The sequence below is a fragment of the Ferruginibacter sp. genome, from assembly GCF_031391665.1.
In the GTDB taxonomy this organism is placed as follows: Bacteria; Bacteroidota; Bacteroidia; order Chitinophagales; family Chitinophagaceae; genus Ferruginibacter.
Window position 1 is genome coordinate 14175 of record NZ_JANMUN010000092.1, and the last position, 16692, is coordinate 30866.

Annotated in this window: 22 protein-coding genes; 19 read left to right on the top strand and 3 right to left on the bottom strand. The window is 34.8% G+C overall.

Annotation, left to right across the window (positions count from 1 at the left end):
* Nucleotides 1-232 precede the first annotated feature (232 nt).
* The 10 genes from ACY651_RS07185 to ACY651_RS07230 all read left to right on the top strand — a co-directional run bounded on the left by ACY651_RS07185 (nucleotide 233) and on the right by ACY651_RS07230 (nucleotide 6465).
* Nucleotides 233-631, top strand: coding sequence for a response regulator (locus ACY651_RS07185; protein ID WP_462251147.1), 399 nt, complete (start codon nucleotides 233-235; stop codon nucleotides 629-631).
* 97 nt (nucleotides 632-728) lie between these two features.
* Nucleotides 729-875 carry a hypothetical protein gene (locus ACY651_RS07190; RefSeq protein ID WP_462251149.1) on the top strand — a complete coding sequence of 49 codons (147 nt, stop codon included), beginning with the start codon at nucleotides 729-731 and terminating at the stop codon, nucleotides 873-875.
* 668 nt (nucleotides 876-1543) lie between these two features.
* Nucleotides 1544-1756, top strand: a complete 213-nt coding sequence (locus ACY651_RS07195) for a hypothetical protein (RefSeq protein ID WP_462251151.1) — start codon at nucleotides 1544-1546, stop codon at nucleotides 1754-1756.
* A 28-nt stretch (nucleotides 1757-1784) separates the two neighbouring features.
* Complete coding sequence (locus ACY651_RS07200) at nucleotides 1785-2126, top strand: hypothetical protein (protein ID WP_462251153.1); 342 nt, start codon at nucleotides 1785-1787, stop codon at nucleotides 2124-2126.
* Nucleotides 2127-2167: 41 nt separating this feature from the next.
* On the top strand, nucleotides 2168-2638 hold the full coding sequence (locus tag ACY651_RS07205; protein WP_462251155.1) for a universal stress protein: 471 nt from the start codon (nucleotides 2168-2170) through the stop codon (nucleotides 2636-2638).
* A gap of 156 nt (nucleotides 2639-2794) precedes the next feature.
* Nucleotides 2795-3388, top strand: a complete 594-nt coding sequence (locus ACY651_RS07210; protein WP_462251157.1) for a YceI family protein — start codon at nucleotides 2795-2797, stop codon at nucleotides 3386-3388.
* Between the two features lie 133 nt (nucleotides 3389-3521).
* Nucleotides 3522-3782, top strand: coding sequence for a hypothetical protein (locus tag ACY651_RS07215; RefSeq protein WP_462251159.1), 261 nt, complete (start codon nucleotides 3522-3524; stop codon nucleotides 3780-3782).
* 253 nt (nucleotides 3783-4035) lie between these two features.
* A complete protein-coding gene (locus ACY651_RS07220) occupies nucleotides 4036-4794 on the top strand; it encodes an MlaE family ABC transporter permease (RefSeq protein WP_462251161.1) in 759 nt (252 codons plus the stop codon).
* A gap of 7 nt (nucleotides 4795-4801) precedes the next feature.
* Nucleotides 4802-5578, top strand: a complete 777-nt coding sequence (locus tag ACY651_RS07225) for an ABC transporter ATP-binding protein (protein ID WP_462251163.1) — start codon at nucleotides 4802-4804, stop codon at nucleotides 5576-5578.
* Nucleotides 5579-5598: 20 nt separating this feature from the next.
* Complete coding sequence (locus tag ACY651_RS07230; protein WP_462251165.1) at nucleotides 5599-6465, top strand: MlaD family protein; 867 nt, start codon at nucleotides 5599-5601, stop codon at nucleotides 6463-6465.
* Nucleotides 6466-6496: 31 nt separating this feature from the next.
* On the opposite strand, the gene ACY651_RS07235 is transcribed toward ACY651_RS07230, so the two are convergent.
* Nucleotides 6497-7702, bottom strand: coding sequence for an NAD(P)/FAD-dependent oxidoreductase (locus tag ACY651_RS07235; protein WP_462251167.1), 1206 nt, complete (start codon nucleotides 7700-7702; stop codon nucleotides 6497-6499).
* A 200-nt stretch (nucleotides 7703-7902) separates the two neighbouring features.
* On the opposite strand from ACY651_RS07235, the gene ACY651_RS07240 reads away from it, so the two are divergent.
* The 8 genes from ACY651_RS07240 (at nucleotide 7903) to ACY651_RS07275 (ending at nucleotide 13420) form a co-directional block, all read left to right on the top strand.
* The gene (locus ACY651_RS07240; RefSeq protein ID WP_462251169.1) at nucleotides 7903-8088 is read left to right on the top strand and encodes a Thivi_2564 family membrane protein; all 186 of its coding nucleotides are present in this window, start codon (nucleotides 7903-7905) and stop codon (nucleotides 8086-8088) included.
* Between the two features lie 77 nt (nucleotides 8089-8165).
* On the top strand, nucleotides 8166-9236 hold the full coding sequence (locus tag ACY651_RS07245; protein ID WP_462251171.1) for an OmpA family protein: 1071 nt from the start codon (nucleotides 8166-8168) through the stop codon (nucleotides 9234-9236).
* 161 nt (nucleotides 9237-9397) lie between these two features.
* Nucleotides 9398-9784: a low affinity iron permease family protein gene (locus ACY651_RS07250; RefSeq protein ID WP_462251173.1), complete on the top strand. Its 387-nt coding sequence runs from the start codon at nucleotides 9398-9400 to the stop codon at nucleotides 9782-9784.
* A 142-nt stretch (nucleotides 9785-9926) separates the two neighbouring features.
* Nucleotides 9927-10118, top strand: coding sequence for a hypothetical protein (locus ACY651_RS07255; RefSeq protein ID WP_462251175.1), 192 nt, complete (start codon nucleotides 9927-9929; stop codon nucleotides 10116-10118).
* A 55-nt stretch (nucleotides 10119-10173) separates the two neighbouring features.
* Nucleotides 10174-10806 (top strand): DUF4142 domain-containing protein, encoded by a 633-nt coding sequence (locus ACY651_RS07260; protein WP_462251177.1) that lies wholly within the window; start codon nucleotides 10174-10176, stop codon nucleotides 10804-10806.
* 42 nt (nucleotides 10807-10848) lie between these two features.
* Nucleotides 10849-11007, top strand: coding sequence for a lmo0937 family membrane protein (locus ACY651_RS07265; protein WP_462251179.1), 159 nt, complete (start codon nucleotides 10849-10851; stop codon nucleotides 11005-11007).
* A gap of 41 nt (nucleotides 11008-11048) precedes the next feature.
* A complete protein-coding gene (locus ACY651_RS07270; protein ID WP_462251181.1) occupies nucleotides 11049-11528 on the top strand; it encodes an RNA polymerase sigma factor in 480 nt (159 codons plus the stop codon).
* Nucleotides 11529-12040: 512 nt separating this feature from the next.
* The gene (locus ACY651_RS07275) at nucleotides 12041-13420 is read left to right on the top strand and encodes a sensor histidine kinase (protein WP_462251183.1); all 1380 of its coding nucleotides are present in this window, start codon (nucleotides 12041-12043) and stop codon (nucleotides 13418-13420) included.
* Nucleotides 13421-13611: 191 nt separating this feature from the next.
* Here ACY651_RS07275 and ACY651_RS07280 read toward each other — a convergent pair whose 3' ends face one another.
* Both ACY651_RS07280 and ACY651_RS07285 read right to left on the bottom strand, forming a co-directional pair.
* Complete coding sequence (locus tag ACY651_RS07280) at nucleotides 13612-14727, bottom strand: lactonase family protein (protein WP_462251185.1); 1116 nt, start codon at nucleotides 14725-14727, stop codon at nucleotides 13612-13614.
* An 89-nt stretch (nucleotides 14728-14816) separates the two neighbouring features.
* A complete protein-coding gene (locus tag ACY651_RS07285) occupies nucleotides 14817-15740 on the bottom strand; it encodes a phosphoribosylaminoimidazolesuccinocarboxamide synthase (RefSeq protein ID WP_462251187.1) in 924 nt (307 codons plus the stop codon).
* 139 nt (nucleotides 15741-15879) lie between these two features.
* Here ACY651_RS07285 and ACY651_RS07290 point away from each other — a divergent pair.
* Nucleotides 15880-16692: carboxypeptidase-like regulatory domain-containing protein (locus tag ACY651_RS07290; protein WP_462251189.1), on the top strand; the 813-nt coding region annotated here is incomplete at its 3' end.

The window sequence follows — 16692 nt, forward strand, 5'->3', positions numbered from 1 at the left end:
TTGTAAATTTAAACTTCTTTTACACGCCGGGGTCTCACCCCACTATTGTTGCCCGGCTGTGAAGACCCCCGGCGAAACGATGACTCAGGCGAAACGGAAACGGTGTTTGCAAAAAATATACACGAATGAAGGTATGTGAATTATGCAATTCATAAAATTAATTGTGTAATGCTTATCCTTTAAAGGATGGCTAACTTGCTGATCTTTTAACCCCTAATTCATCAACTGTAAAATGAAAGTGAAATCAATTTTACTTATTGAAGACAACTTCAATATTTTGGAGAATTTGATTGAATATTTTGAAATGGAAGGGTATTACATTTTTTCTGCCAGCAATGGAGAAAAAGGGATTGAACTTGCCCGGCAATTTATACCCGATCTGATAATATGCGATACGCCTAAGCCTGGAATTGATGGACACGAAGTTTTACGGTTGCTTTTAGCACGGAGCGCTACTTGCGAAATACCATTTATTTTTTCCACTACAAATTCAGAAATAATTGACAGGTCTGCCGCTATAAAACTTGGTGCTGCTGATTATATTATTAAACCTTTTGAGCTGGAAACAATGTTGCAAATGGCTAAGGCCTGTATAAAATCGGGCAGCAAAAGACAAACTTATACATTTTAAAAATGGGGTAAGAAAAGCGTTGAATGTAATTTTGAAAGCTTAAAAATACAACTCACTTTTTAATATCTTATTCAGTAATAACCTTAAATTAAAAATTATGATGTGGCTGTTAATAATTTTAGTTTCACTGGCATTTATAACAGTAATTGTTTTTTTGATACAAAGCAATTTTAAAGAAGATAAAAGATTTAAAGCCGAACTTAAGAACATTTATCCTGATAATAATGCGCAAGAAGGAGGGTAAAGAACGTAATAAAATAATGAAATAAATTTTCGTTCCGCCTGGGTTTTCATAGCATAGCCTTAGTGCGCTGGCATGAGACCCCGGTGTTTAAAAGTGCTTCAATATTTTTACGCCAACTCCTCGTTGCAACAGTTAAAAGTGCAAAAATACATGGAGTAAATATCAGAGTATTTATAACGAAATGCCATTCCTATAATTTACAAAGTGGTCTTTTGTAAATTTAAGTTTCTTTTACACGCCGGGGTCTCACCCCACGCTTATTGCCCGGCTGTGAAGACCCCGGCGAAACGTAATCGCAAAAATACATGGAGTAAATATCAGAGTATTTATAACGAATTGCCATTCCTATTAATTTACAAAGTGGTCTTTTGTAAATTTAAGTTTCTTTTTACACGCCGGGGTCATACCCCACGCTTATTGCCCGGCTGTGAAGACCTCCGGCGAAACGGAAGGAGATAAAGAACTTAATAAAATAGTGAAATAAATTTTCGGGATTACCTGTTTAAAAATGTGTGAATAATGTAAATCTTCCTTCAAATTGTATAACAATTATAATTGCAGTAATATCCATCTTTGTATTGAATATTTTTTTATTAAAATACACTGCTGTCAATACGGAGCAGAAAAAAGTAAATGAAAAAAAATACAATTTATAAAAGTACCACCTTATGAACACTCCATTAGATATCAAAAATGATATGCTGATAAATGCTGCTTCCTTACTGGAAAAATTTCCTTTACTGGCAAAGTATGTAAATGAAATGCCTGTTCTAATACCCGAAACCAACGACCCGGAAATAGCCATTAAAAATTTAAAGGAGTACAACAATTCATTAGGCATTTTGTTAAAAAAGTATGCCGGTAATGTGAATAATAAATAATTTTCTCTAAAAAATATTTACACAAAACATGAGTGATAAAAAAAATGGCACCCGGTTACGTAATGAGGATGAAGATCATTTGAAGGATATAAACTATCCGGCCAAAGAAGATATTTATAATAAATTTTTAAAAGAAGAAGCTGTAGATCCTGAAGATATTAGTAAAATAAAAGAATATAATGAAGAGAATGAAATAGAGAAAAACAATGAAAAAGATTTTAGTGAAGATGTTTCCGGCAGCGATCTGGATATTCCCGGTGGCGAACTGGATGATGAGCAGGAGGCAATTGGAAATGAAGATGAAGAAAATAATTATTACAGTTTAGGTGGCGATAATCATAATGATCTGGAAGAAGATAAAGGCGAATAAACAGCACTCTATTTTATTCTTGAAAAAATATAATATACCAAATGAAAAAAGTTTTGATTGCGCTGGATTATGATCCTACTGCACAAAAAATTGCGGAAGATGGTTTTGCACTGGCGAAAGCCATGAGTGCACAGGTTGTGTTGCTGCATATTGTTGCCGATCCGGTATATTATTCTTCGGCAATGTATTCCCCTATAATGGGTTTTGGCGGTTATATGGATACCGAAATAATGCAGCCGGACATTGTCGATCACCTGAAAAAAACATCGCATAATTTCCTGGAGAAATCAAAAAAACATTTGGGCGACGATACCATTGAAATAATGGTAACAGAAGGCGATGTTGCAGATGCGATAGTAACAGCTGCAAAAAATATAACTGCAAATGTTATTGTTATGGGCTCCCATAGCCGCAAATGGCTGGAGCAAATTGTAATGGGCAGTGTAACAGAAAATGTTTTGCGCCAAACCTCCATTCCGCTTTTTATTATTCCTACAAAGGAGCAGCAGTAAATGTGGTAATGATATAAATTTTTCTTTTAATTATGTAACAGTTATAAGTTTAAAGGTGTTCATCTTTGTACCGGCTTTAAATAAACTCAGGAAATAAATTAATCCGTTCCCTCTTCTACCACTACCACTTTCTGCAACCGTTTAAAAGTAACCATAATGGCAAATCAAATAAAATGGTCGATTGACCTGGCACACAGCGACATCAGTTTTAAAATAAGGCATTTAATGATTTCGCATGTTAAAGGTGCATTTAAAACATTTGATGCCAACATTTATACAACAGGTAAAGATTTTACCACTGCCGAAATTGATTTATGGATTGACGCTGATGCAATAACCACCGGCGATGCCAAACGTGATGAACATTTAAAAGGCCCTGATTTTTTTGATGTGGAAAATCATAAGCAAATATCTTTTACTGCAAATACAATAGAAGAACCGGACGCTGATGGTAACCATGAATTATGGGGCGATTTAACCATGAAAGGGATTACCAAACACGTAAAATTAAATGTTGCCTTTGGTGGAATTATAAACGACCCCTGGGGAAACGAGAGGGCAGGATTTACAATTACCGGAAAAATACTGAGAAGCGAATGGGGTTTGACCTGGAATAGTGCAATAGAAACCGGCGGTTTAATGGTAGGGGATGAAATAAAAATTTCATGCGAAGTGGAATTGATTAATGCAGGGGAAAAAGAAATACTAACGGAGACAGCCAATGCCAATACAGCAACAATTATTTTTTAAACCAGCATAAAATTACAGGCCTTTGCAAAGTGTGAATGTTGTAATATTATTTAAAAGTTATGTAACAGTTCTATCAAATAAATTATACATCTTTGCACCTGTACAAAAATCTCATAACCCTTCAATTAAGAAAATGAAAAGTATTAAAAGAGATAGTTTTGCAGCCGCTTTCCAGCTGGTTGTAATATTATATCTTTTCTTCTACCCGTCTTTGCCCAATAAAAAATTACCATCAACTGCAACGGATAAAACAACACCTGCTGAAAAAACTCCGGCAGTAAATTCCCCCACACAAAATTCTTCAAAAACATCGCCTGGGCTATCTTCCGGATTAAATAAGTCAGGATTTTTAACTTCTATTGAAGGCATTCCCAATGTAATGTTTGGCAAATAGTGTTTTTTAATTATTTTAAAAAAGCTGCCCACCCGATTTTTAGTTCTCACCATCTAACAGTAGAAAATAATACCGCAATTTAAAATACAACTACCCCTTCAATTATAATAATTGGGGAATATTTTGCACAAATCCCGCTATCATAAAGCTGAATATAAAGGCACAGGAATTGTATAATTACTGATTGATGAGAATGTTTTCGTATAATATTTACCGGAATAAATAATTAAAGCACTTATAAAAGAAAAAAATTTTGATTGTTTATTTAAAGAATATTTTTAACGATGCTGGTAATATAACACTGTTTACTGCAAGGTTTTTTAAAGAAGTATTTAAACCGCCTTTTGAAATTAAAGAATTTATAAAGCAGTGTTATAATATTGGATATAAATCTTTACCGTTGGTGGGTATTACAGGATTTATTATGGGTCTGGTGCTTACATTGCAATCAAGGCCTACATTGGTGGAGTTTGGTGCAGAGTCGTGGTTGCCAAGTATGGTGGCACTTTCTTTAATAAGAGAAATTGCACCTGTAATTACTGCATTAATTTGTGCAGGTAAAATTGCTTCGGGTATTGGTGCCGAGTTAGGCTCCATGAAGGTAACTGAGCAAATAGATGCAATGGAAGTATCTGCCATTAATCCCTATAAATATTTAGTAGTTACCAGAATAATGGCTACTACATTAATGATACCTGTATTAGTGATATTCGCAGATGCGATTGGTATTTTGGGCGGCTACGCTGGTATTAATATACACAGCGATGTTAACTTATACAATTACTTTTCAAAAGTGCTGGCATCGCTTGAATTTTTAGATATTTTTCCTGCCACTATTAAAACATTTTTCTTTGGTTTTGTTATTGGTTTAATTGGTTGCTATAAAGGTTTTACTGCAGCCAACGGCACCGAAAGTGTAGGTAAGGCTGCTAACTCTGCAGTGGTAGCTGCATCGCTGGCTATATTTATTATTGATATGCTGGCGGTACAAATAACAGATCTTTTTTTCTAAAATAATAATGATACAGGAACAAATAAATATACCGTCACATGCAGCAAACAGTAACGAAACTGTTATTGATATAAAAGGATTATGCAAATCTTTTGGGGAGCATAACGATGTTTTAAAAGGAGTGGATATTATTGTAACCAAAGGGGAGAACCTGGTGGTGCTGGGTAAATCAGGTTCGGGTAAATCGGTAACCATAAAATGTTTAGTGGGTTTGGTAGAAGCGGATGAAGGTGTTATAAAAGTGTTTGATACAGATATCAGCAATTTAGATAACAGTGAGTTAAATGCGTTAAGGGTAAGGATTGGTTTTCTTTTTCAAAATTCGGCATTGTACGATTCTATGACGGTAAGGGAGAACCTGGAATTTCCGTTAAAGCGCCATTCAAAAAAACTTTCTGCTGCACAAGTTGAAGAGGCTGTTATGGACGCATTGGAAAGTGTAGGCCTTGCAGAAGCTGTTGATAAAATGCCGGCAGAATTATCGGGTGGCATGCGTAAAAGAATTGGTTTGGCACGTACACTTATTTTAAAACCCGAAATTATTTTGTACGATGAACCTACTACCGGTTTAGATACCATTACCTCAAGAGAAATAAGTGAATTGATATTGGCTATCCAGAAAAAAAACAAAACAAGCTCTGTAATTATAACACACGATATGGCTTGCGCAAAACTTACCGGCGACAGGGTGGTAATTTTAAAAGACGGTGTAATACATATTGAAGGCACTTACGAAGAACTGGAAAAAAGTAATGACGGATGGGTGCGATCATTTTTTATATAATCATTTATTAAAAGCAAGATATGAAAAATAATACGGGGTATAAATGGAAATTAGGCATGTTTGTAATAATAGCACTGGTTGCTTTTACTGTAACTGTTTATTTTGTTGGCAAACAGAAAAATCTCTTTGGTTCAACCTTTCTTTTAAAAGCACAGTTTAAAACCGTTAGTGGTTTAAAGGTGGGTAATAATGTGCGTTTTTCCGGTATTAATATTGGCACTGTTGATAATATACAATTGATAACCGATACTTCGGTAATGGTGGATCTGATTATAAAAAAAGAAATACAACCTTTTATTAAAAAAGATGCCAAAGCAAGTATTGGTTCGGATGGGTTGATGGGGGATAAGGTGCTAACAATTTTTCCCGGAAACCCTTCCGGTACAGTTGTAAAAGATAACGACATGATCGCTTCAAAAAATCCTGTTGAAATGGACGATGTGATGAACAGTGTAAAAGCAAGTGTGGATAATGCAGGTATTATAACGGCGCAGCTTGCCCAGTTCAGTTATAAAATGAATAATGGAAATGGGGCATTATCTAAATTAATTTCAGATGAAGGGTTTTCTAACAGTCTTAAAAGTACATTAACCAACCTGCAAACCAGTACTGGCCAATTTGCAAAATTTACTACTAAAATCAACAATGGTAATTTAGGCAAGGCACTTGATTCTACCATGATAAATGTACAAAATGCAACAAAAGGATTAAACGAAAATATGGAAGCTGCAAAAAGCAATATTTTGTTAAGGGGATATTTTAGAAAAAAGAAAAAAGCTGAGGCAAAAAAAGCTGCGGATTTAAAAAAGCAGGAAGCAATAAATAAGAAAAAGGGAATTATAACAACACCTCCACCAGTAAATAAAAAAGATACTATAAAACAATAAATATTTTGTAAACCGTTGGTGCAAATTATTTTTACATTCTTTCAAACGAAAATATTGATGCATCATTATTTTTTTTGCCGGTAATTTCTGCCGTTAAAATTTCGGCTGCTATTAAACTAAAAGTAATACCATTGCCGCCAAAGCCCAGTGCAAATAAACTGTTGGGCAATTTTTTATAGTTACCAATAAAAGGCAACCCATCTTTAGTAGCCCCAAATGTACCCGCCCAGCTAAACTCAGGTTTAAATACTATGTCAGGAAAAACTTTATTAAAATCTTTTATCAGTTGCTTTATTTTGGCGGGCAAAAGTAAATCCCTTTTTGCAGGACTGTAAAATTCTTCATCTCTGCCACCAATTAAAATTCTTCTGTCTTTGGTGCTCCGCATATACAAATAGGGGTCGGCAGTATTCCATATCAATACATCTTTGTTCCAGAATTTTTGTTTTTCGTTTGCCTGCTCGCTGGTACAGGCAAAAGTGCTGTGCAGGTCAACAATTTTTTTATCAATAAATTCCACCGCTTCGTACCCAGTGGCATACACCAGTTTTTTTGTTTTTAAAGTAAACCCTGTTTCTGTTGTAAGCGTTACTCCATTTTTATGATGTGCAATTTTAGCAATCGGTGTTCTGTCGAAAACCTTTACCCCTTTTGCTATTGCAAACTGCAAAAGCGAATGCGTAAAAGAGTAAGCATTGGTTTGTGCACCGGCTTCAGAAAGTATTGCACCGGGTGCAGTAAAATTAAATTGTTTTTTAACTGCCGCTTCATTAAGGTATTCTACGTTAAAGCCTTGTTCTTTTCTTATTAAAAATTCTTCCTTCAAAAAATTAATATCTTTTTTGTAAGCGGCATAGTACAAGCTGTTATTAAATTCAAAATCGGGAAATTTTATTTTTTTTGCAATCTTGCCCAGTTTAATAATGGCATCTGCACAAAGCTGGTAACTGCGTACAGCATTTTTTAAACCCACCATTTCTTTCAATTCGAAAAGCGGTGTATCAATTTCGTATTGCAGCAGCGAAGTGCTGGCGCAGGTGCTGCCCAAACCAATGCTACGGGCATCAACAACAATGCAGTTAACTCCTGCATTTATTAAATGATACCCCATCAGGGCACCGGATATACCGCCACCCATAATAATTACATCTGCACTCAATGATTTTTGCAGTTTGGGATAATCAAAGGGCAATCCATTTTTTGCTAACCAAAAGGGATAGCCGGAACGTAAATTCATTTATAAAATTTAGTAGATAATCAGTCAGGTATGCAATAATTATTACAAATACTATGCAGTAATTCAAAACGCCTGAAACATTTTTTTATCCTGCATAAAAATACAATTACAATGTGTGAATGATGTAAATTATTAAAAGTATTGTGTAACAATAAAAATAATAAAAGGCATGACCTTTGTTTTAAACTTAAAAAAAAATTATGCCGATTCTTACTATTTTAATTGTACTGGTAGTTGTAGGTGTTATCCTGTGGTTGGTAAATACATACATACCCATGGATAGCAAAATTAAAAGCATCCTTAATGTAGTGGTGGTAATTATTGTTATTATCTGGTTGTTAAAAGCATTTGGGCTTTTCAGTTCTTTAGGCAGTTTGAAAGTTTGATAACTGATTAGTTTTTAAATATTATTTATCTCATTACTGTATTAAAATTTTACATCACAAACACTAAAAAAAAATTAATGGATCTTAAAAAAATAATAAAGCTTTTACCCGTAGTATTTTTTATAAATGCTTCCGCTGTTTTGTATGCACAGGATGCGACAACTGCTCCATCTAAGTACGATATGAAAAAAGATGGCGATGGCGACGGTGTTAAAAATAAAAGGGATAAATGTCCTTCCACGCCTCCGGGTGTAATGGTCGACGGTACGGGTTGCCCTGTGGATACAGATAAAGATGGTGTAGCAGATTATTTAGATAAATGCCCCACTTTGCCGGGGGCAGAAGGCATGAATGGTTGCCAGGATAAGGATAAAGATGGTGTAAGTGATATTGATGATATATGCGCCGATGTACCGGGTCTTGCAAGATTTAAAGGTTGCCCCGACAGTGATGCGGATGGCGTAGAAGATTCAAAAGATAAATGCCCCAATGCTGCAGGATTGGATTTGTTTAGCGGTTGCCCCGATACGGATGGCGACGGCGTAGAAGATGCGATGGATAAATGTGCTGACACTAAAAAAGGAGTTAAAGTAGATTCCCGTGGTTGTGCAGCAGACAGTGATAATGATGGAATAATAGATTCGGATGATAAATGCCCCGATACAAAAACCGGTGTTAAAGTTGATGTAAGAGGATGCCCTCTAGATACTGATGGAGATGGTGTATTAGATTCATTTGACAAATGCCCCACAGTAATGGGTGATGCTAACAATAATGGTTGCCCTGCTGTAAAAAAAGAAGTGGCCAAACGTTTACAGTTTGCTACCCGCCGTATAAATTTTGAAACAGGTAATGCATTAGTTAAAGTAGCCTCTTATCCAATGCTGGATGAAGTAGCTAATATTTTAAATGAATATCCTGATTATAATTTAAGAATAGGCGGACACACAGATGCGATTGAAAAAAATGCTGCCACACTTTCTCAAAGCCGTGTTGATGCAGTAAAATCGTACTTGTTAACTAAAGGTGTAGCCGAAAGCAGAATTGTAATTTCGGGCTATGGTAAAACAAGGCCAGTTACTTCAAACGCTAATGCAACAGCCAGGGCGCAAAACAGGAGGGTAGAACTGGAATTGTATTTAAGATAATGAATTGTAATTTATTAACGGTTTCGGTTACGTTAATACTAAAAATTGTATTGAGCAAATAAGCATAAAGCAGGGTTTTAGGTTTAATGTAAGGGCTGTTGACAACAACAGCCCTTTTTTAATTGTAAAAAAATAAATAAACAAACTATAAATAATAAATTATGATAAACCTGTACAGAACTGTAGAAAAAATATTTGAAAAACTCACTGCCGCAGCTACAGTGGTATTGGGTAATTCCATCACCTTTATAATTGCTTTGAGTACGGTTATATACTGGCTCACTAATAAACAATATAATGCACAAAACTTTCAGGAAAGCGTGAGGGATATAATACTCAGTGTAACATTTTTAAGTTTTTTCATTATTCAAAAATCATTCAACCGTTTTTCTGCCCTGCTTCATTTTAAAATTAACGAATTGATAGCATCGCATGAGCATGCAAATAATGCAGTAATAGATGCAGAGGATAAAACTGAACACGAGATAAATAAACTTTCAAAGGAACATATCGCAGATAAAATAAAAGAAGCCGGTGAAAACTCCTGAATTTGCTTTGCCCGGCCCAGGCAAACCCGGTTGTATTACTTGAAGTGTGAATTATGCAATTTAATTACAACATTATATAACACTTAGTAATGTAATACGAAGCATTTTTGTAATGCAATATTTAACAAATAAATTAAACACAATGCCTGATTTAAGCACTGCAGCATTTGCAGCCAAAATAAACTGGAGTAGCCCTAAAGCCAATCATAAGCAAAAAGTTTTAAAATTCACAGATGCTGATTTATATTCTGAGGAAAGTGAAACTGCAGCGGCGTTAAAAAAGCCTAAAGTTAGGTTTATAAAAAGGAAGGAAGAAGGGAATAAAATATTTTAATAAAATTTCTACCCCCCCCCCCAAGTTTTTTATTTCTGGGATTATAATAAAAGAAATGCGAAAAGTAAAACATTTTAAATTATTACCGGCCTGGGTGTTTTTATTAACTGCCGGTTTACTTTTTGTATTATCCTGCAATAAAGGAATAAAGAGGGGTGATAAGAATAATACTAATGGAGAAAATAATAAGCCTAAGTTAAATATGGAAAGTGATACAAATGATGAATATTTTCTTTTAAATGCAGCCGAAATAAATTTACTCCAAATTAATTTGGCGCATTTGGCACAGCAAAATGGAATGATAGCGGATGTTAAAGAATTAGGTAAAAAGATGGAAGATTTTTACAGCAGATCTTTTCAATACTTAATTGTACTTACCACAAATAAATTTATACCGATTCCCATAACCACCGATAATGCAGTAAATGTTTATAATAACTTAAGTAAAAAATCGGGAAATGATTTCGATAAAGCTTATTGTGATATAATGGTTAAAGATCATAAATATGCTATTGTGCAATTTGAAAAAGTGGGTGTGAAATCAGGCGATGCAGCAGTAAGGCATTGGGCAAAATCAATGCTTGCAGATTTAAGGATACAGCTCAGCAATGCTATTGCCTGCCAAATGAAATGCAGTGAAATATCAATAAATAAAGTAAGTAATAAAACAAGCGTTGTAAAAATTTGAATAGCGGATAAATACATTACCTAACCTCCAAAATTAACAACTATGGGAAATATTCTTTATGTAATGGCAGCAATTTTAATTGGCTTTTGGCTTATTGGATATTTTGCTTTTGATGTAGGGCCATTTATTCATGTATTGTTGGGTATTGCTGGTATTGCTGTGCTTTCAAGGCTTATAGTGGGAAATAAAATTGCTGATTAAGATGGAAGTGAATTAATGCTGTTTTTAAAAATAAGAGTTTAGTGAGCAAAATCAATAATGTAATTTCAGCAGAAGAAATAATTTCTATGATAGAGAATAATAATTCTTTAGGGTGGCAGCATTTGTACGATAAGTATTCACCAATGATGTACGGGGCAATTTTGAGGCTTACCAGCAACGAAAAACTTGCAGATAAAATATTGATTGAATCATTTACTCAAATAAAAGACAATTTATTTTTATTAAAAACGCCGGGGTCTTTATACCTGCAGTTGCTGCACCATACTTTTATTACAGCTAAATGTATTTTAAAAAATGATATAAGAACAGATAAAAAGGATAGCGCCATAACACCAATGTTTCCCATAATTAACAGCTTACTGCAACAACCTTTGTCAGTAAATGAAGCTGCTGAAATAAACTCGGTTTGCGCCGATGATCTAAAATTAAAACTTCATGAAGAAGTAAAGCAATTGAGGAACAAACATGCCCATGGATTTAAACTGCATGCAGTGTTATGATAGAATGTTGCTTTCTTTACTTTTTTAAATAGCCATGAAATAAACAGCAAGTACAGTCAAAAAGAACGTTTCAAGAAATTGAAGCGTTTTTTTGTGTAACTTTTTTTGTAAATAAAAAGGGGCCAGGATAAAAATCCAGCCCCGGTTAAATCCAATATCCTATGAAAAACTTGTACAAAGATAACCGGCCTGTATGCAGTATTTGTTACACAGTTAACAAAGAAAATTATGTAATTCACATATTAGCATAATCGGTATTTTACTAAATTATATTATTTTATTTGCGTAAAATTTATAGCCTAATTTAAAAACAGATTTATTAATTAAATCATATTTTTCAGGCTGTTTTGAAAATTACTTACTTTTTTTCTAACATATTTAATATGCTTTTGTTTAGATTTTAACTTCAATCACTGCTAAACCGATTTCTGCTTAATCAGCTTATACTAAGCATTTAAAAAATACGTTCTTTAAAAAACTATTCTAATTTTCAAATAATTCAATATCCCCAAATGAAGGGCATTTATTTAAAATTCATCAATTTTTTTAAAAAAATAAAAAGCCTTGGCGCTAACCCCGCTATGGACAGCTACGAAAAGCGACGGTTGGGCATATTTAACCTGCTTAACTTTTTTGCTTTTATTAGTGGTGTCACTATACCGGTTGCAGGCCTTTTTAACAGTGGCTATTTGCCGCCATTAGCATGGGTGGTTGCCTGTTCGCCTGCGTTAATAAGTGGGGTGGTATTATTATTAAATTACTATCAACGTCTTCAGTTTTCGCTTCTTTGGTATTTTGTAATGTATCCTGTTTTTACAGCATTGGTTTATTCAGGCAGCGTAGATGCAGGTGTGGAATTATTTTTTATTCTTTACGGTGTACTGGCAGTTTTCTTTTTACAAAAACTTAACCGCATACTTTTTGCAGTGGTTATAGCAGTAGCCTGTTACAGTTTTATATTTCTTGTTCCACAGCAATATCAATTTGTACTGAGAGAAATAAATTTTCCTTTCTATATTTTTAATCACATTCTATCGATATGTTTTATTTTTTTAGGATTGTTTTTAATAAAAAAAGAAAATACAGAGTACCAGTTTGAAATAATAAGCAGCAACAGGGCATTACATAAAAAAAATATAGAGGTAGAAAAACAAAGTGAAGAAATAATAGTTAAAGCAAATTTACTGGAGGAACAAACGGCACAGCTTACAGAACTTAATGCAGTTAAAAACCGGCTTTTCTCCATTATATCGCATGATTTGCGTACACCAATTTACGGATTGCGAAACCTATTTAAAAGCATGCAGCAATACGATTTGCCGGGTGAAGAAATAAAAGTACTGGTACCCGATATTTTAAACGATTTAACTTACGCCACCAGCCTGATGGAAAATTTGTTGCAGTGGGCTAAAAGCCAGATGGAAGGTGCAAGCGTAAATCCGCAACTGATAGATGTAAGTTTAATGATTACAGAAGTGCAACAGTTATTAAGGCTGCAGGCAGAAAATAAAAAAGTATATCTTAAAACAAAAACGGATGCTCCCGTTTATATTTATGCTGATAAAGACATGATAAACCTGGTGTTGAGAAATCTTTTAAGCAATGCTATTAAATTTACTCCCGAAAATGGTGAAGTGTCTCTCGGGGCAGCTATAAAAAACGAAACCGTAGAAGTATTTGTAAAAGATACAGGCATGGGTATAAGCAAAGAAAATATTAGCCAGTTATTTGGTAATAATTATTTTACCACAAAAGGTACAGCAAACGAAACCGGTACCGGCCTGGGCTTAATGCTTTGTAAAGAATTTTTAAATAAAAACGGCGGCGAAATTTTTGTGCAAAGCGAAATTGGTAAAGGCAGCAGATTTAGTTTTATAATACCTAAAGCGTAAATTGAAAGTAAAATTCTCTTCTCTTTAAAAAATGTTTTTTGAGCTCGGCGTTATTAACGCTATTTAGCTTTATTGGTCTAGCCTAAGGGTAGACACTCTTGTATATTAAATCTTTGTTGAACTTTTATCTGAGCGTAAAAACAAAATTTTATTTGTTTTTAATTTAAAAAAATCGACACCTGCAATAATCTTCACTTCACCCACTTTAAACAAACAGGGTTTCCCACACTTATCTTTTTTCCTGTTTCACTTAACATGCCTGTTTTTTTATCAATTTTAAAAATTACAATGTCGTCTGTATTTTGGTTGGCTGCTAATAAAAAATTACCGCCGGGGTCAAAATTAAAGTTACGTGGTGTTTTACCTAACGTAGATTGATGGCCGCTTAAAGTTAATTTTCCATTAGCAGGGTTTACTGAAAAAATGCTGATGCTGTTGGCATCGCCACGGTTGCTGCAGTATAAAAATTTACCATTGGGAGAAACATGGATATCGGCGCTGCCAATAGCGCCTTTAAAACCTGCAGGTAAAGCGTTGATGCGCTGCACAAATTGTAAGTTGCCATTGTTAGCTTTGTAACAAACTACTGTGCCTGTCATTTCTTCCATCAGATAGGCAAATTTATTATTGGGTGCAAATTCGAAATGCCTTGGGCCGTTACCCGGCAACGATGCTGCTGCAGATTTATATTTTAATGTTCCCTTTGTTTTATCAAAAGAATAGATCATTACTTTGTCAATACCTAAATCGGGCACATACAAATATTTATTATCTGCCGAAACTATGGTGGAATGTACATGCGGCCCTTCCTGCCTTTGTGTATTGGGGCCGCTGCCCTGGTGTTGTACAATTTGTTTTAAAGTATCTAATGATCCATCTTTATTTGCATGCAGTAAGCCAATGCTGCCGCTGCTGTAATTGCCGGCAAAAATCCAATGGCCTGTTTTATCAACAGCAACATAGCAGGGATGTTTACCACCCGATGGCTGTTTATTTATTTCGGTTAAGGTGCCATTAGTTTTATCAAATGCAAATGCAGAAATATTTCCACCAACAGTAAATCTTGTACTGTCGGCATTTTCATTTACAGCATATACAAATTTGCTGTTGGGTGATACTGCCAAAAAAGAAGGGTTAGAACTTTTTACAACACTCACAAAACTGTTATCGCCTGTGGCACTGTTAAATTTATACACATAAATGCCTTCGCTTTTACCACCGGTATAAGTACCAATTAATAAATAATGCTCCTGTGCAAATAGTATAAAAGGTAAAAGTATTGCAAGCGAAAGGATAAATTTTTTCATGGTTAAGTTTGAAACGTTTAAAAAAATGAAATGTATTTATATGCCTGAACAAAAAGAGCAGTAATAAAAAAGTAAATTATTAATAGCAGTTACAATTTCCCTAATTGTTCTACAATTATTTTTTCAGTTTGCTCATCAGTTAATTCTTGAGGTACAAATTTTTCTCCAATTACTTTTTCATACAGCTCAATATATCTTTTACTTATCACTTCTACCCATTCATCGCTCATGGCAGGAACGGTTTGGCCTTCTTTACCCATAAAGTTATTTTCAATCAGCCATTCTCTTACAAACTCTTTACTTAATTGTTTTTGGCGTTCGCCTTTTTGCTGCCTTTCTTCAAAACCATCTGCATAAAAATACCTGCTGCTGTCGGGGGTATGTATTTCATCCATCAAAATTATTTCATCACCCATTTTACCAAACTCATATTTGGTATCTACTAAAATTAAACCTTGTTTGGCAGCAATTTCTTTTCCTCTTGCAAATAATTGTAAAGCATATTTACTTAAAATATCCCAATCTGCTGCAGTGGCCAGGCCCTGTTCAATAATTTCCGTTGCACTTATATCTTCATCGTGTCCTTCGGCAGCTTTGGTACTGGGAGTAATAATGGGAGAAGAGAAATAATCATTTTCCTTCATGCCATCAGCCATCGTTACCCCACATAATATTTTATTGCCCGATGAATAAGTTCGCCAGGCATGGCCGGTTAAGTTACCCCGTACTACCATTTCTATTTTAAATGGATCGCAATTTTTTCCAATGCTTACATTAGGTGCCGGTGTTAATAATAACCAATTAGGGCAAATATCTTTGGTTGCATGCAGCATGTAAGCAGCAATTTGCGTTAATACCTGTCCTTTAAAAGGAATTAAACGGGGTAAAATAACATCAAAGGCCGAAATGCGATTGCTGGCAACCATTACTAATATATTATTGGCAACGGAGTACACATCCCTTACTTTTCCTTTGTAAAAAGCTGTTTGTCCGGGTAATTTAAGTGGAGTCATACTGCTAAAATAACATCAACGATTATAAAATCCTAAATTTGTTATGGGCAATATATCAACAGACGGTTAGAAAGAAAATTTTAATAGAAAACTAACAATGCTTATTATTGCCTGATATTTAAAACCCAAAATACGCTATATGAGAAAAATTGCAAGCTATCTGGTTACTTTTTTAGTGGCAAATGCTGTAACAATTGCAGCCTTTGCACAAAATGTAACTGTAAGCGGTAATGTTAGAAACAGCAGTACAAAAGAAGGTGCAGGAGCTGTTTCCATTACAGTTAAAGGCGGTACCGCCGGAACCTTTACAGACGATAAAGGAAATTTTAGAATAACAGTTAAAAGTTTACCGGTTACATTACTGGTATCTTCAGTAGGCTACGAATTACAGGAAATTACTGTAAGTGATGCCACATTTACACAGGTAGAATTTAAACCCTCGGTTGCTTTAGGCCAGGAAGTAGTAGTATCTGCTACAAGGGTTCCTCAAAAAATAATGGAGTCGCCGGTTTCAATTGAAAGAGTAAGTGCAGCGAATATTCGCAATGCTCCGGCAGCAAGTTTTTACGATGTTATCATTGGTTTAAAAGGGGTGGATGTTACTACATCTTCTTTAACTTTTAAAACACCTACCACCCGTGGTTTTAACAGCAGCGGTAATACCAGGTTCAATCAATTGGTTGATGGGATGGATAACCAGGCACCCGGCCTTAACTTTTCGGTAGGCGCTATTATTGGTTTAAGCGAACTGGATGTGGATAATATAGAACTTTTATCAGGTGCTTCATCTGCATTGTATGGTGCAGGCGGTATGAACGGTACTTTACTGATGACCAGCAAAAATCCATTCAAATACCAGGGTTTATCTTTTTTAATTAAGGAAGGATTAATGCATGTTGGCAGTTCAAGCCAGCGTGCTCCATCAGCATACCATAACTGGAATATGAGATGG

Coding starts and splice junctions, on each gene's coding strand:
- ACY651_RS07185 (WP_462251147.1), top strand. CDS start 233: ATGAAAGTGAAATCAATTTTACTTATTGAAGACAACTTCAATATTTTG.
- ACY651_RS07190 (WP_462251149.1), top strand. CDS start 729: ATGATGTGGCTGTTAATAATTTTAGTTTCACTGGCATTTATAACAGTA.
- ACY651_RS07195 (WP_462251151.1), top strand. CDS start 1,544: ATGAACACTCCATTAGATATCAAAAATGATATGCTGATAAATGCTGCT.
- ACY651_RS07200 (WP_462251153.1), top strand. CDS start 1,785: ATGAGTGATAAAAAAAATGGCACCCGGTTACGTAATGAGGATGAAGAT.
- ACY651_RS07205 (WP_462251155.1), top strand. CDS start 2,168: ATGAAAAAAGTTTTGATTGCGCTGGATTATGATCCTACTGCACAAAAA.
- ACY651_RS07210 (WP_462251157.1), top strand. CDS start 2,795: ATGGCAAATCAAATAAAATGGTCGATTGACCTGGCACACAGCGACATC.
- ACY651_RS07215 (WP_462251159.1), top strand. CDS start 3,522: ATGAAAAGTATTAAAAGAGATAGTTTTGCAGCCGCTTTCCAGCTGGTT.
- ACY651_RS07225 (WP_462251163.1), top strand. CDS start 4,802: ATGATACAGGAACAAATAAATATACCGTCACATGCAGCAAACAGTAAC.
- ACY651_RS07230 (WP_462251165.1), top strand. CDS start 5,599: ATGAAAAATAATACGGGGTATAAATGGAAATTAGGCATGTTTGTAATA.
- ACY651_RS07235 (WP_462251167.1), bottom strand. CDS start 7,702: ATGAATTTACGTTCCGGCTATCCCTTTTGGTTAGCAAAAAATGGATTG.
- ACY651_RS07240 (WP_462251169.1), top strand. CDS start 7,903: ATGCCGATTCTTACTATTTTAATTGTACTGGTAGTTGTAGGTGTTATC.
- ACY651_RS07245 (WP_462251171.1), top strand. CDS start 8,166: ATGGATCTTAAAAAAATAATAAAGCTTTTACCCGTAGTATTTTTTATA.
- ACY651_RS07250 (WP_462251173.1), top strand. CDS start 9,398: ATGATAAACCTGTACAGAACTGTAGAAAAAATATTTGAAAAACTCACT.
- ACY651_RS07255 (WP_462251175.1), top strand. CDS start 9,927: ATGCCTGATTTAAGCACTGCAGCATTTGCAGCCAAAATAAACTGGAGT.
- ACY651_RS07260 (WP_462251177.1), top strand. CDS start 10,174: ATGCGAAAAGTAAAACATTTTAAATTATTACCGGCCTGGGTGTTTTTA.
- ACY651_RS07265 (WP_462251179.1), top strand. CDS start 10,849: ATGGGAAATATTCTTTATGTAATGGCAGCAATTTTAATTGGCTTTTGG.
- ACY651_RS07275 (WP_462251183.1), top strand. CDS start 12,041: ATGAAGGGCATTTATTTAAAATTCATCAATTTTTTTAAAAAAATAAAA.
- ACY651_RS07280 (WP_462251185.1), bottom strand. CDS start 14,727: ATGAAAAAATTTATCCTTTCGCTTGCAATACTTTTACCTTTTATACTA.
- ACY651_RS07285 (WP_462251187.1), bottom strand. CDS start 15,740: ATGACTCCACTTAAATTACCCGGACAAACAGCTTTTTACAAAGGAAAA.